This is a genomic window from Polaribacter tangerinus (assembly GCF_038024095.1).
GTDB lineage: Bacteria > Bacteroidota > Bacteroidia > Flavobacteriales > Flavobacteriaceae > Polaribacter > Polaribacter tangerinus.
In genome coordinates this window covers 224,396-238,570 of record NZ_CP150668.1, presented here as the reverse complement: position 1 = coordinate 238,570, position 14,175 = coordinate 224,396, and the positions used below count along the sequence as shown (strand labels likewise).

At 29.9% G+C, this 14,175-nt stretch carries 17 protein-coding genes; 11 read left to right on the top strand and 6 right to left on the bottom strand.

Features of this window, described 5'->3' with window-relative positions; all coding sequences use genetic code 11:
• Positions 1–111 precede the first annotated feature (111 nt).
• From WHD54_RS01080 to WHD54_RS01065, 4 genes are all read left to right on the top strand, one after another.
• Positions 112–1,644, top strand: coding sequence for a HAMP domain-containing sensor histidine kinase (locus WHD54_RS01080; protein ID WP_317043136.1), 1,533 nt, complete (start codon positions 112–114; stop codon positions 1,642–1,644).
• A 24-nt stretch (positions 1,645–1,668) separates the two neighbouring features.
• Positions 1,669–2,370, top strand: a complete 702-nt coding sequence (locus tag WHD54_RS01075) for a response regulator transcription factor (RefSeq protein ID WP_088322824.1) — start codon at positions 1,669–1,671, stop codon at positions 2,368–2,370.
• 70 nt (positions 2,371–2,440) lie between these two features.
• Complete coding sequence (locus WHD54_RS01070) at positions 2,441–3,058, top strand: L-threonylcarbamoyladenylate synthase (protein ID WP_088322823.1); 618 nt, start codon at positions 2,441–2,443, stop codon at positions 3,056–3,058.
• A gap of 36 nt (positions 3,059–3,094) precedes the next feature.
• Positions 3,095–3,799, top strand: a complete 705-nt coding sequence (locus tag WHD54_RS01065; protein WP_088322822.1) for a DoxX family protein — start codon at positions 3,095–3,097, stop codon at positions 3,797–3,799.
• Between the two features lie 4 nt (positions 3,800–3,803).
• Here the strand turns inward: WHD54_RS01065 and WHD54_RS01060 are convergent, their stop codons facing one another.
• Positions 3,804–4,802 (bottom strand): glycosyltransferase family 2 protein, encoded by a 999-nt coding sequence (locus tag WHD54_RS01060; protein ID WP_088322821.1) that lies wholly within the window; start codon positions 4,800–4,802, stop codon positions 3,804–3,806.
• 59 nt (positions 4,803–4,861) lie between these two features.
• Positions 4,862–5,311, bottom strand: a complete 450-nt coding sequence (locus WHD54_RS01055; protein WP_088322820.1) for a type I restriction enzyme HsdR N-terminal domain-containing protein — start codon at positions 5,309–5,311, stop codon at positions 4,862–4,864.
• 81 nt (positions 5,312–5,392) lie between these two features.
• Between WHD54_RS01055 and holA the strand changes: the two genes are divergently transcribed.
• Positions 5,393–6,394 carry a DNA polymerase III subunit delta gene (gene holA / locus WHD54_RS01050; protein ID WP_088322819.1) on the top strand — a complete coding sequence of 334 codons (1,002 nt, stop codon included), beginning with the start codon at positions 5,393–5,395 and terminating at the stop codon, positions 6,392–6,394.
• 18 nt (positions 6,395–6,412) lie between these two features.
• Here the strand turns inward: holA and meaB are convergent, their stop codons facing one another.
• Positions 6,413–7,480, bottom strand: coding sequence for a methylmalonyl Co-A mutase-associated GTPase MeaB (gene meaB / locus WHD54_RS01045; protein ID WP_088322818.1), 1,068 nt, complete (start codon positions 7,478–7,480; stop codon positions 6,413–6,415).
• Positions 7,481–7,705: 225 nt separating this feature from the next.
• On the opposite strand from meaB, the gene cysS reads away from it, so the two are divergent.
• The 4 genes from cysS (at position 7,706) to WHD54_RS01025 (ending at position 10,697) form a co-directional block, all read left to right on the top strand.
• Positions 7,706–9,184, top strand: a complete 1,479-nt coding sequence (cysS, locus tag WHD54_RS01040; RefSeq protein WP_088322817.1) for a cysteine--tRNA ligase — start codon at positions 7,706–7,708, stop codon at positions 9,182–9,184.
• A gap of 83 nt (positions 9,185–9,267) precedes the next feature.
• On the top strand, positions 9,268–9,504 hold the full coding sequence (yidD, locus tag WHD54_RS01035) for a membrane protein insertion efficiency factor YidD (RefSeq protein WP_088322816.1): 237 nt from the start codon (positions 9,268–9,270) through the stop codon (positions 9,502–9,504).
• A gap of 48 nt (positions 9,505–9,552) precedes the next feature.
• Positions 9,553–10,386: a prolipoprotein diacylglyceryl transferase gene (lgt, locus tag WHD54_RS01030; protein ID WP_088322815.1), complete on the top strand. Its 834-nt coding sequence runs from the start codon at positions 9,553–9,555 to the stop codon at positions 10,384–10,386.
• Between the two features lie 5 nt (positions 10,387–10,391).
• Complete coding sequence (locus tag WHD54_RS01025) at positions 10,392–10,697, top strand: DUF6787 family protein (RefSeq protein WP_088322814.1); 306 nt, start codon at positions 10,392–10,394, stop codon at positions 10,695–10,697.
• Positions 10,698–10,702: 5 nt separating this feature from the next.
• Here WHD54_RS01025 and WHD54_RS01020 read toward each other — a convergent pair whose 3' ends face one another.
• A complete protein-coding gene (locus WHD54_RS01020; protein ID WP_088322813.1) occupies positions 10,703–10,966 on the bottom strand; it encodes a hypothetical protein in 264 nt (87 codons plus the stop codon).
• Between the two features lie 72 nt (positions 10,967–11,038).
• Between WHD54_RS01020 and WHD54_RS01015 the strand changes: the two genes are divergently transcribed.
• Positions 11,039–11,665 (top strand): NUDIX hydrolase, encoded by a 627-nt coding sequence (locus tag WHD54_RS01015; protein WP_088322812.1) that lies wholly within the window; start codon positions 11,039–11,041, stop codon positions 11,663–11,665.
• 66 nt (positions 11,666–11,731) lie between these two features.
• Positions 11,732–12,550 carry a lysophospholipid acyltransferase family protein gene (locus tag WHD54_RS01010; protein ID WP_088322811.1) on the top strand — a complete coding sequence of 273 codons (819 nt, stop codon included), beginning with the start codon at positions 11,732–11,734 and terminating at the stop codon, positions 12,548–12,550.
• On the opposite strand, the gene WHD54_RS01005 is transcribed toward WHD54_RS01010, so the two are convergent.
• Together WHD54_RS01005 and WHD54_RS01000 are read right to left on the bottom strand one after the other, a co-directional pair.
• A complete protein-coding gene (locus WHD54_RS01005) occupies positions 12,547–13,089 on the bottom strand; it encodes a hypothetical protein (RefSeq protein WP_088322810.1) in 543 nt (180 codons plus the stop codon). The two genes, WHD54_RS01010 and WHD54_RS01005, sit on opposite strands and share 4 nt — an antisense overlap.
• A 96-nt stretch (positions 13,090–13,185) precedes the next feature.
• Complete coding sequence (locus WHD54_RS01000) at positions 13,186–14,175, bottom strand: aldo/keto reductase (RefSeq protein ID WP_088322809.1); 990 nt, start codon at positions 14,173–14,175, stop codon at positions 13,186–13,188.

The window sequence follows — 14,175 nt, the reverse complement described above, 5'->3', positions numbered from 1 at the left end:
CTTAAAATTTTATTAAATCAGTTAATTTAAGTTAAAAACCATAATTTCAATTTTATAAAGTATTAAATTTGATTTATGCGTAAAAAAATGTTTATTTTAATTGTTGTACTCATGAGTATTTCTTTAATAGGAATTATCACTGTACAGCTATATTGGATAAACAATGCATTAGAAAGTAAGACTGCACAATTTAAAAATGATGTTCAAAAGTCTCTTGGTCGTGCATCCGAGAGAATTAATGAAAGGGAACAAGCATCTTTTCAAAAAAAGATTGATGCTTTAATTGCAGAAAAAGGCATTGCAGATAAAGCAGATTTAAACCGTTATCTAATTCAGCAAATAGATACGGTAACGAACGAAAAAATTATTATTTCAGGTACTTTTTTAGAGAAAAACTTTAAATTACCTTCAGATTTTTTAGACAATGATTCTATCATTTTTAAAAAAGTTGTTGGTAAAAAAGATTATTTTAAATCTACCTTATTAAAAGGACCAGATAATTTGTTTCCGAAATTAGATGAACAACGATTTTCCTTTACCAAAGAATACAATCTTTTTAGTAAAATTCAAATTACAGAGCTTTTAAATGATTTAAGTAGAAAAACACCTATTCATAATAGAGTTAGTAATTCTGAACTAAAAAAAACTATTAAAGAAGAACTTGCAAAGAACAATATTCATCTAGATTTTAAATATGGTGTATACGGAGAAGATGGTTTGGCTACAAAATTAAAATCGGGTTATTACACCATAAACACAACAGAGGCATATAAATATCCCTTGTTTTATGATGATGAAGGAAATGCAAATTACAATCTATTTGTAACCTTTCCTAATAAAAGTGAGTTGATACTTTCGGGAATATCTACTATTTTATTATTATCTATTTTCTTTATATTAATTATAGTAATAGCATTTTCAAGTTCACTTTATCAATTAATTCGTCAGAAAAAAATATCAGAAATAAAAACAGATTTTATCAATAATATGACGCATGAGTTTAAAACACCCATTGCCACCATAAATTTAGCTTTAGATTCTATAATAAACCCAAAAATTTTGGGAGATGACGAAAAAGTTTTGCGTTACATACAAATGATACGAGATGAAAATAAAAGAATGCACTCTCAAGTAGAAAATGTTCTTAGAATTTCTAGATTAGAGAAAAATCAAATAGATCTTAGTAAGGAAACCATAGACTTACACGACATAATAGAAGACGCAATATCACATATTAGCTTACTCTTAGATGATAGAAAAGGTAAAATTCACTTGCACTTTAAAGCGGTGGTTTCTGAGTTGCCAGGTAATCAATTTCATCTTACAAACGTAATAGTTAATATGCTAGAAAACGCAATAAAATACTCTGTAAACCCTCCTGTAATTGATGTGTATACAGAAAGCACAAACAAATTTTTTATTTTAAAAATAAAAGATTCGGGCATTGGTATGAGTAAAGCGGTTCAAAAACAAGTTTTTAATAAATTTTATAGAGAACAAAAAGGAAACATTCACGATGTTAAAGGGCATGGGCTAGGCTTAGCGTATGTAAAAGAAATTGTAGAAAAGCATCATGGAACTGTTTTTGTAGAAAGTGAAAAAGGAGAAGGAAGTATTTTTACGGTAAAACTACCTTTAATTTAAACAACAATTCAAATACAAGAAAAAATGGGAAGTAAAAAAATTTTATTAGTAGAAGATGATCCAAACTTCGGAACGGTTCTTAAAGATTATTTGGCATTAAACGATTACAACGTAACTCATGCAAATGATGGTATTGAAGGCTTAATTATGTTTAAAAATAGCGATTATGATTTGTGTATTTTAGATGTAATGATGCCCAGAAAAGATGGTTTTTCATTAGCTCAAGATATACGATCTACCAATAAAGAAGTGCCAATTATTTTCTTAACAGCCAAAACATTAAAAGAAGATGTTCTTAAAGGATATTCGGTTGGTGCCGATGATTATTTAAACAAACCATTCGACTCTGAGGTTTTATTACACAAAATAAAAGCAATTTTACAGCGTAAAGAAATTGATACAACTGCAGAGACAGAGCAGTTTGAGTTTACTATTGGTAAATTATTTTTCAATTCTAAATTACGCCACCTATCTATTGGAGAAGAAGGCGAACCTACAAAGTTGTCTCCAAAAGAAAGCAAGCTATTAAGAATGCTTGCAATTCATAAAAATGATTTAATGCCCAGAGAATTGGCATTAACAAAAATATGGAGAGACGATAATTATTTTACTTCTAGAAGTATGGATGTTTACATTGCGAAACTTAGAAAATATTTAAAACAAGACGAGAATGTAGAAATTTTAAATATTCATGGCGAAGGTTTTAGATTGGTAGATAAATCTTAATTTTACACAACTTCCCTAATAAATAAAAACTCAGTTTGTTCATCAAGCTGAGTTTTTGTATTTTTATATAATGGCAGAGTTTGTAAAAATTTATGAAAATAACCCTAATGCAAGAGAAATTGCAAAAGTGGTAGATGTTTTAAAAAAAGGAGGTTTGGTCATTTACCCAACAGATACCGTTTATGGTTTAGGGTGTGATATTACCAATACAAAAGCCCTTGAAAAAATTGCCAAATTAAAAGGAGTTAAGCTAGAAAAAGCTAATTTTTCTTTTATTTGTAATGATTTAAGTCATCTTTCGGAATATGTGAAACAGATAGATTCAGCTACTTTTAGAATCTTAAAAAACTCTTTACCAGGTCCTTATACTTTTATATTACCAGGAAGTAAAAACTTGCCAAAAGCCTTTAAAAAGAAAAAAACAGTCGGAATTAGAATTCCAGATAATACTATTATTAGATCTTTAGTTGCTGCTTTAGGGAATCCCATTATTTCTACTTCTATCAGAGACGATGATGATGTGTTAGAGTATACAACAGACCCGGAGTTAATATTCGAAAAATGGCAACATAAAGTAGATGTTGTAATAGATGGTGGTTTCGGAGATAATGAAGCTTCTACAATAATAGATTTAACAGATGAGCCAACTGTTATTAGAGAAGGGAAAGGGAGTATAGAAATATTATAATCATTCTAATAACACCACCACTAAAGATTACTTTTTATGTTGAATAGCTTTCACATATTTTATTTAACTATTAAACAGAATAGATGGTATTGGTATTTTTCTTTTTTTTGTAGATTTACCTTAGCTTTAGGCTTTATTTTAGCGGGTATTACGAAGGTTTTAGGAGAACGTTTTGCTAGCGGTTTATCTGAAATTCATCCAATGGGTGCTTACCTAACAGCGCTACACGAAACAGGCTATTATTACACTTTTATAGGTATTGCTCAAATTGTAGCAGCATTACTTTTACTTATTCCCAGAACTGTAGTTTTAGGTGCATTGCTCTATTTTCCAATCATTATTAATATTTGTATACTTTCTTATGCTGTTAGATTTGAAGGGTCACTTATATCTGCTCCTTTAATGGTATTAGCTAATTTATTTCTTCTAGTTTGGCATTACGATCGGTTACAATATATTTTACCTTTTAAAAGCGCTAAAAATTTAGTACCAATAAACACTCTCAAAATAAGTAGTAATAAGTTTCCTGCTGGTTTTTTTAGTGTTGTTTTATTATCTATTGCATTGGTTATTGTGTTCTTTATAAACGGTTTTTCTATAGTGCCTAGAAATTCCTTTTCCGATTGCGAATCACAATTTAAAGGGAAGGAAAATAATTATAAAGGAGTTGATTTTTGTAAGTGTGTGCATCAAGAAGGAAAACCTTTAAAAGATTGTTTGTCTTTATATGAAGCAGAATAAAGGACTATTTTAAAGTTTCGAATCTTTTTCTAAGAAGAATAAAATACTGCCAAACAATACTGGTATGTATGTAATAAGTTTGCTTTTTTTGAAGTTTTTTTCTTTTGTTTAAGAATTTATTAAAGTTTTTGTAGAAGCTAATATGTGCTTTAATAATAGCTAATGTATGAACTGGTCTTAACTCTAATAAAAATTTGATACCTGCAATTCCATCAAATAATAGTCTCATAAAAACCACAAACAAAAACCATTTTTTCGGTACATTTTTTACAATATTTAGTAAACTGTTTCTAAAGTTTAAATATGTTTTCTCTGGATTTGTTTCCTGTAATGTTGCGCCACCTATATGATATACGTTAGAGGTTCCTACATATTTTATGTCATAACCAATATTTTGAACACGCCAACACAAATCAATTTCCTCTTGATGGGCAAAATAATCTTCATCTAACCCGTTTATTTCCTTGTAAACACTTGCTCTAATAAATAAACAAGCGCCAGAGGCCCAAAATATCTTTGTAGTATCGTTATATTGACCTTTATCTGTTTCAATGGTATTAAAAACTCGCCCTCTGCAGTAAGGATAACCATAAAAATCTATAAATCCACCGCCAGCTCCTGCATATTCAAATTTAGATTTATTTTTATAATCTAATATTTTTGGTTGAATTATAGCAGTTTGTGCTTCCTTTTTAAAAACATCAATAATTGGAGTAAGCCAATTTTTAGAAACCTCAATATCTGAGTTTAAAAGACAATATATATCTGCATTAATTTTAGAAAGAGCATCATTATACCCTTTTGCATAACCTCCATTTTGTTCATTTTTAACAATTTTTACTGATGGGAAGTTTTTAGTAACAAAAGCTATTGAATCATCTGTAGAAGCGTTATCTGCAACATAAACAGTTGCTTCTTTAGAGCTAAAATCTACAATTGAAGGTAAAAATTGTTTTAATAATTTTTGCCCATTCCAGTTTAATATGACGACAGCTATTTTCAAGTTGGCAAAATTACATTATTAAAAATTATTAAGAAGAAAAAAAAGTTAAAATAGCGAGTTTACCCTTTTTTGTAAATAGGAATATCTTTAAGAAAAATGTAGGTTTCATTTTCAAAATCCATTTTGCAGAAAAAATGAGTTAATCCATTAGTAACAACCAAAAAGTCTGCTTTTAACTTTAAGTTATATCGAGCTATTTGATCAAAAGCATCTTGAGTAATTTTTACAGAAGGTGCTTTGCACTCAACAATAATATATGGATTGCCCAAAGAGTTAAAAATAAGAATATCTGTTCTTTTGGTACGATTATTAATTACAAGTTGTTTTTCTAGTGCTATTAAACTTATTGGGTACTTTTTTTCTTCAATTAAAAAGGATACAAAATGTTGCCTTACCCATTCTTCTGGTGTTATAACCAAAAATTTTTTTCTGAGTTTATCAAAAATAAGCGTCTTATTTTCGTTACTTTTGATGTTGAATTTGTAGTTGGGTAGGTTGAGTTTTATCATCAATCAAAAATAAATAAAATTCTAGCATACTCATACTATTTCAATAATTTAAATGCTAGGTTATAATTTTTAATAGAATAAATGGACGAGATTAGAGACATTGTTTTAGCAATAAAAAAAGGAGAAGTAAAGCCAATTTATTTTTTAATGGGAGATGAGCCTTATTATATTGATAAAATTTCTGATTTTATTGAACAAACAGTTTTAGATGAAGCAGAAAAAGGTTTTAATCAGCAGGTTATGTATGGGAGAGATGTAAGTATTGATGATATCGTTAGTGCTGCAAAAAGATACCCAATGATGGCAGACAAACAGGTTATTATTGTAAAAGAAGCACAAGATTTAAGCAGAAATATAGAAAAATTAGTTACCTACGCAGAGCAACCACAGCCTACTACAGTTCTTGTTTTTAATTATAAATATAAGAAGCTAGACAAAAGGAAAAAGCTACACAAAGCAATTGCAAAAACGGGGTATATTTTTGAAAGTAAAAAATTGTATGAAAATCAAGTAGCAGATTGGATTCGAAAAATTTTAGCAGGAAAAAAATATAAAATAGAGCCTAAAGCTGCACAAATGTTAGTAGAGTTTTTGGGTACCGATTTAAGTAAAATTTCTAATGAGATAGAGAAATTGATAACTATTCTTCCTTTAGAAACGATAATTACCGATAAAGATATTGAGGAAAACATAGGTATTTCTAAAGATTTTAATAATTTCGAGTTAAAGAAAGCAATTGGCGAAAAAAATATAGTAAAGGCTAACAGAATAATCAATTACTTTGCAGAAAATCCAAAAAATAACCCGTTGGTTATGACTATTTCGCTATTAAATGGTTTTTTTACACAATTGTTATTGTTTCACGGGCTAAAAGATAAATCTAAAAACTCTGTTGCAAGATCACTCGGAGTAAGTCCTTATTTTGTGGATGAATATTTTTTAGCAGCAAGAAACTACCCTATGAGAAAAGTTGCACAAGTAATTGCTTTGTTAAGAGAAGCAGATGTTAAAAGTAAAGGAGTAGGTGCAAACCAAACAAATAGAGATATTTTAAAAGAACTATTATTTAGAATTCTACATTAAAATTACGAATGTTTATTCTTAGCTCTCGAGAATTCTTTTTGCAGCATTAAATGGAGTTGTTTTTCCTTTCTCTAGTCGAATTATTTCTTCAGATAGCGCTTTTTTTATGTTCGCTCGGTTATAAAAATTATCTTTTAATGCTTGCTCAATAGTTGCTAGTAACCAATATTTATTTTGCTCATTTCTTTTTTCGTTAAAATAATTATTTTCTTTAGTAATTTTTAAATATTCGTTAATCATATGATGGATTTCTAGAATACCACTATTGTACAAAGCACTTGCTACAGTAACTTTTGGCTTCCAATTACTTTTTTTAGTAGGGTATAGTTGCAATGCTTTTTGAAAAGCATTTTTTGCAATTTTTGCATTTTCTATGTTTTCACCGTCTGCCTTATGAATTACTATTGCATCAGCCATTTCTATAATTCCGCGTTTTATGCCTTGTAGCTCATCACCAGCACCAGCAATTTTTAAAAGTAAGAAAAAATCTACCATAGAGTTAACGACTGTTTCAGATTGTCCAACTCCAACGGTTTCAATAATTATAGTGTCAAAACCAGCAGCTTCACAAAGAATAATGGTTTCCCTTGTTTTTTTGGCGACACCTCCCAAAGAACTACCAGAAGGAGATGGTCTAATAAACGCATTTTTGTCATTTACAAGTGCCTCCATTCGGGTTTTATCACCTAAAATACTTCCTTTATAAATAGTGCTACTTGGATCTACAGCTAGAACCGCCACTTTATTTTTTTGTGCAGTTAAGTAGGTTCCGAAAGCTTCGATAAAAGTGCTTTTTCCAACTCCAGGAACCCCTGTAATTCCAATTCTAACAGACTTATTTGCGTAAGGCAAACATTGTTCTAAAATTTCATTTGCCTTTTGTTGGTGCTTATTATTGGTGCTTTCTACTAAAGTAATTGCTTTGCTTAAAAAAGTAACATTGCCTTTTAAAATTTTAGATACATACTCCTCTACAGAGTAGTTTTTTGCTCTATTTAACTTTATTCTTTCTGCACTTGTTTTGTTTGTAGCTTTAGGTTGTGAAACTCCCTTTTTTTCTTGTAATGCAGATTCTTTTGCTTTCATAGAAGTAAATAATATGTAAATTTATGAATAAAAATTTGTAAAAATTAGACTTTATAACAATATATAAGCACAATTTTTTATTTATTAACTATCCTTTTTTTTAGAAAAACAACTATCTTGAAGCTGAATTTTTAGTTTTTCAAAATTAGAAATTTCTCTAATTTTCCATTTCTCTATTCTTAATAAAGTACCTATCTTTATGGTTTGTTAAATGTTACTTTTTTAATGGAAAAATACAAAGATAATCAGTTAAAAATATACAATTCGCTCTCTAAGAAAAAGGAGGTTTTTAAACCCATAACAGAAGGATATGTAGGAATGTATGTTTGTGGACCTACTGTTTACAGTAATGCGCATTTAGGAAATGTTCGAACTTTTATGTTTTTTGATGTTGTTTACAGATATTTATTACATTTAGGTTACAAAGTTCGTTATGTTAGAAATATTACTGATGCAGGTCATTTAGAAAACGATGCGGATGAAGGCGAGGATAGAATTTCTAAAAAAGCCCGTTTAGAAAAAATTGAACCTATGGAAGTAGTGCAAAAGTATACCGTAGATTTTCATAATGTTCTTAAAAATTACAATTTTTTACCACCTAGTATAGAACCAACAGCCACTGGCCATATTGTTGAACAAATAGAAATGATTAAAGAAATTATTTCTAAAGGTTTTGCATATGAGGTTAATGGTTCGGTTTATTTTGATGTGTTGGCTTATAATGAAAAAGGAAATTATGGTATTCTTTCTGGCAGAAAAATTGAAGATTTAATACACAATACAAGAACTCTAGACGGTCAGTCGGATAAAAAAAATCCACAAGATTTTGCGCTTTGGAAAAAAGCAGATGAAAAACACATTATGCGCTGGCCATCTCCTTGGAGTGATGGTTTTCCGGGTTGGCACTTAGAGTGTTCTGTAATGAGCACCAAATATTTAGGAGAACAGTTTGATATTCATGGTGGTGGTATGGATTTAAAATTTCCACATCATGAGTGTGAAATTGCACAATCTCAAACTTGTTCAGGGGTAACTCCGGTAAACTATTGGATGCACACAAATATGTTGCTCTTAAATAGTCAAAAAATGGCAAAGTCGACAGGAAATTTTATTTTGCCAAACGAAATATTAACAGGAAAAAACACGATTCTTCCAAAAGCATTTTCGGCATCTGTTGTTCGTTTTTTTAACATGCAAGCAAATTACAGAAGTATTTTAGATTTTTCTGGAGAAGCATTAGAAGCATCAGAAAAAGGCCATGCTAAATTAATGGAAGCAATTGCATTTTTAGACAGTATAGAAGCTGATAAAGTATCAACTTTTGATGTAAATGTTTGGAAAAAGGCTTGTTACGATGCGTTAAATGACGATTTTAATACCCCGATTTTAATTTCTCATTTATTTGATGCTGTTAAATTAATTAATCAAATTAGAGAAGGTAAAGCAAGTTTAACAGCTTTAGATTTGGCAACCTTAAAAGAAGCAATTCGTGCATTTGTTTTCGATGTGTTAGGGTTGATGAGCGAAAAATCAGAAGACAGCTCAGAAAAAATAAACGGAGTTGTAGAGTTGTTGATAAAGTTAAGAAAAGAGGCAAGAGAGAATAAAGATTGGGCGCTATCTGACCAAATTAGAGACGAATTAGTTGCCCTTGGTATACAATTAAAAGACGGAAAAGAAGGAACTACCTTTACCTTAAATTAGATTTCTTTTAAAATTTAAAATGCTAGTTTTTACAATCTTTTATTTTAATAATGTTTTTAGATAACCCTTAGAGTATAGTTTTTTTGAAAAAAATAGTTTCATATCCGTTTATTCTTTTAGTTCGCTTTTACCAAGTAGCTATATCGCCATTTACACCAGCTAGTTGCAGATATAGTCCCACATGTTCTAATTATACTATAGAAGCATTACAAAAGCATGGTTTGGTTTTCGGTGGCTGGTTAGCTTTGAAAAGAATAATAAGCTGCAATCCATGGGGAGGTAGTGGTTTCGATCCTGTGCCCAAAAATAATAATGAATAATTTTAGTTTTCTAAAATAAAGAAAACTATATATTTAAATATATAAAGTATGAGTTTTTTATCAATTGAGTGGAACCCATCTATAGGAATAGATTTAGGTTTTTTTGTGATCAGATGGTACAGTTTAATGTTTGTGGCAGCCTTCGTATTAGGACTACATTTTATGAAGAAAATTTACATTAAAGATTCCATACCAGTAGAAAAAATGGATCCACTTTTTATGTATGTTTTTTTATCTATGCTAGTAGGAATGCGTCTTGGAGATGTATTTTTTTATAGTTGGGACTACTATCAAAATCACTTATTAGAAATTATTTTACCTTTTAAAAAATCTTCTGAAGGTTGGAAATTTACAGGTTTTACTGGTTTTGCTAGTCACGGTGCTGCCATTGGAATTCCTATTGCTATGTATTTTTATGCAAAAAAACATTTACAAAAGCCATGGCTATTTATTTTAGATAGATTGGCAATAATGGTAGCATTGGCAGGTTTCTTTATACGTTTTGGAAATTTCTTTAACTCAGAAATTTATGGAAAAGAAACAGGTTCTAGTTTTGGTGTAATTTTTAAGGCAGCAGGTGAAACTACTGCGCGCCATCCAACTCAATTATACGAGGCATTTAGTTATTTAGCGTTGTTTTTTGTAATGTGGTATTTGTATTGGAAAACTGCAAAAAAGCAGCAAATTGGATTTCTTTTTGGGTTGTTTATGACTGTTTTATGGTCATTACGATTTTTAATAGAGTTTTTAAAAGAACCCCAAGTTCAAGAAAGGGGAGAGCAGTGGTTGTTTAGCCCTTTAAATACAGGTCAGGTATTAAGTATTCCATTAGTTTTAATTGGATTTTGGTTAATGTTTAGAAATATAAAAAAACAGGCATAGTTGTGATGGAAAAATTAAAACAACGATGGGGTATAAAAAGTAATTGGTCTATAGTAGCAATTCTATTAGTATTTTCTATAAATGGTTCTTTTGCTACATGGGTGGCTAAACCAGTAACAAACTTTTTTGGTTTAGATGTAAATTCAATTTCACCTTTTTTATATTATTTAGTAAGGTTTTTACTTATTTTTCCAATTTATCAGATTACACTTCCAATAGTAGGATGGTTTTTTGGGCAATTCCATTTTTTCTGGAATTTCGAAAAAAAGTTTTTAAGTAGATTGGGCTTTGGTTTTTTATTCAAAAAATAAAAAAACTACTTTTTAGTATTACTTTTTTTAAATTTCATTAAAATTTGAGTGTACAACCACATAACAGTAAAACTTGGAAAAATATCTATAGGAAGTAATTCTTCAATAAAAGAAACAACAGCCGCAATTTTGCCTAATTTACTAGGATACATTTTAGTCATAATAAAACTAGATATAGGTGCCCAAATTATACTAAGTATGGGAATGGGAATAAAACCAATTCCGTCTAAAATTATACTTAATAATAGTTTTGTGTAGGATTTTTTCATTTAGGTTTTACAGTAAATAATGTAATTTTCTTGGAAGAAAAGTTATATTTTAGCTAAATATATTACTATAAAGTGAATTTTAGTCAATTTAGAAAAAAAATACCTCAAATAACATCCAATCGTTTGGGAGGAATAAACGCTCAATTTAAGCTAGCTCCTGAGCTTCGTAAGCGATATGATACGGATAAAATTAGTGCCAATAACCCAAAAGTAGCTGCAGTTTTAGCACTTTTTTATCCAAATAAAAATAATGAAACTTCATTTCTTTTAACAGAAAGAGCAAGCTACAAAGGAGCACATTCGTCGCAAGTTAGTTTTCCGGGAGGTAAGAAAGAGGTTAGAGATAAAAACTTACAACAAACAGCTGTTAGGGAATCTTTTGAAGAAGTAGGAATACAGCCCAATAAGGTAAATATTGTAAGAGAATTAACAACTGTATACATACCACCTAGCAATTTTTTAGCAACTCCTTTTTTAGGTTTTTCAGAAGAGACCCCCTTGTTTTTGACCAATTATGAAGTAGCAAAAACAATTGAAGTACTCGTTACAGACTTATTAAATGACACCTCTATTTCGACTGTATCGATTAACAATTCTTATATGAACAATGTAGAAGTTCCATGCTTTAAACTTAATAATCACATAGTTTGGGGTGCTACTGCAATGATGCTTGCAGAAATTAAAGAACTCTTACAATAGAGGTTCGATTTTAATTAGTTTTTTTGTAGATTTGTTTTTAATCAACTAACCAATCAAATAGCATAAATGTCTTTGTTTAAAAGAAATCCTTTTGGTCATATTTTATTTTTAAAAAAGATTATTATAAGAGTTTTCGGTATTATTTCTCATGGTAGATATAGAAAATTTAACAGCTTACAAATAGAAGGTTCAGAAATTCTTAGAAACTTGCCAGAAAGCGGTGTGTTGTTTATTTCTAATCATCAAACTTACTTTGCAGATGTTGCTGCTATGTTTCATGTTTTTAATGCTGCACTAAGCGGGAGAGATGATTCTATTAAAAATGTAGGTTATATTTGGCATCCAAAGTTAAATATTTATTTTGTTGCAGCTGGTGAAACTATGAAAGCAGGTTTACTGCCTAAAATTTTTGCTTATGCAGGTTCTGTTTCAATAGATAGAACATGGCGAAGTGGTGGTAAAGATGTAAAGCGTCAAGTAAAAAATTCTGATATTTCTAACATTGGTAAAGCTATAAAAGATGGTTGGGTAATTACTTTTCCTCAAGGAACAACTACCCCTTTTAAACCAATTAGACGAGGAACAGCACATATTATTAAAACTTATAAACCCGTAGTTGTTCCTATAGTTATAGATGGTTTTAGAAGGTCTTTTGATAAAAAAGGCTTGAGTATTAAAAAGCGAAATGTTTTACAATCTATGGTTATTAAAGAGCCATTAGAGATAGATTATGAAAACGAGACTGTAGCAGAAATAGTTACAAAAATTGAGTACGCTATAGAACAGCATCCATCATTTTTAAAAGTACTTTCACCAGAAGAAGCAGAAGAATATATTAAAACTGAGGAAGCGCTAAATAAGAAAAGAGAGTTCTGGAGTTCTTAATTTTTTTTTGGTGTAAATAATTTAAACTCAACACCCAAAAAAAAGCTATATCTGTATTTTAAATCGTCATATAAAAACTCTAAGTCTGTTCTTTGGGTTACTTGGTTTAAAAGACTAACTCGAATTTTATCATTTATAAAATACTGAAATTCTACGGCACCAGACCAACTATTTAAATTCGTTCCCGCTCTAAAAATTTTTCCATAACCTATAGTTGGTGTTATGTGAATGTTGTAATTATTAAAAACATCCATAAAAGAATATCCCAAAAAACCACCTAACCTTGAATATTTAGTAGATAATATGGCTTCTTCATATTCAGTACCAAAAACGTAATACCCTATTTTACCCGCTTGGGCTTCATATTTTAATCTTCCAAGAAAGTTAAATGTTCCTGCTCTGTTTCCTAAATCATCTCCTAAGGCCAGAAGTTTAAAGTCTTGATGGAAGGAAAAGTTTACAGAATTTTGACTAAAATTTTGAATACTATTAAATGCAAATAGTAGTGAGAGAAGCAAATAGCTTTTTTTGATATTCATACTTGTTATATTAGGAATGGATATAACAAATATAATTTTTTTCTTTAATAGCTACTTATCAATTCATTTTTATTTTTTTAATACTATTTAGAAACCTTAAATATTGTTTATTGTTGTAATTTCTTCCTCAGTAAAATTTGTATGATGAATAGCTTTTACAGCATCTGTAATTTGGGTGGTTTTACTAGCTCCTATTAACACAGAGGTTATTCTTTGGTCTTTTAAAATCCAAGAAATGGCCATTTGCGCTAAATTTTGATTTCTGTTTAATGCGACTTCGTTTAACAACTTAATTCTTGGTAGCATTTTGCGAATCATATCTTCATTTAAAAAAGGACTCTCTTTAACTGCTCTAGAGTCTTTAGGAATTTCATGTAAATATTTATTTGATAACATTCCTTGTGCTAATGGAGAAAAACAAATAGAACCTACACCACTTTCCTCTAACAAATTTAACAACCCGTTTTCTATCCAACGATCAAAAATATTATATCTAGGTTGGTGAATGAGACAAGGTGTTCCCAACTTTTTTAAAATTTTAAAAGCTTTTTCAGCTTCTTTTGGTTGGTAGTTAGAAATACCAACATAAAGTGCTTTTCCTTGTTTTACTATTAAATCTAGCGCACCCATTGTTTCTTCTAGTGGAGTGTCATAATCTGGTCTATGATGATAAAAAATGTCAACATAATCTAACCCCATTCTTTGTAGGCTTTGGTCTAAGCTAGCAACCAAAAACTTTTTAGAGCCTAAATTTCCATAAGGGCCATCCCACATTTCGTAACCCGCTTTAGTAGAAATTATGAGCTCATCTCTATATTTTTTTAAATCCTTTTTTAAAATCTTACCAAAGTTTTTTTCAGCAGAACCAGGAGGTGGGCCGTAGTTATTTGCCAAGTCGAAATGAGTAATACCGTTATCAAATGCGCACTTTAGTAGTTTTCTTGCATTGTCAAAATTGTCTTTTTTACCAAAATTATGCCATAGTCCTAACGAAATTTCAGGAAGAAGTAAGCCACTTTTACCCGAACGTCTATAGTTCATTTTTTCGTATCTGTTATTGGCAGCTTTATAATTTTTATTACTCAT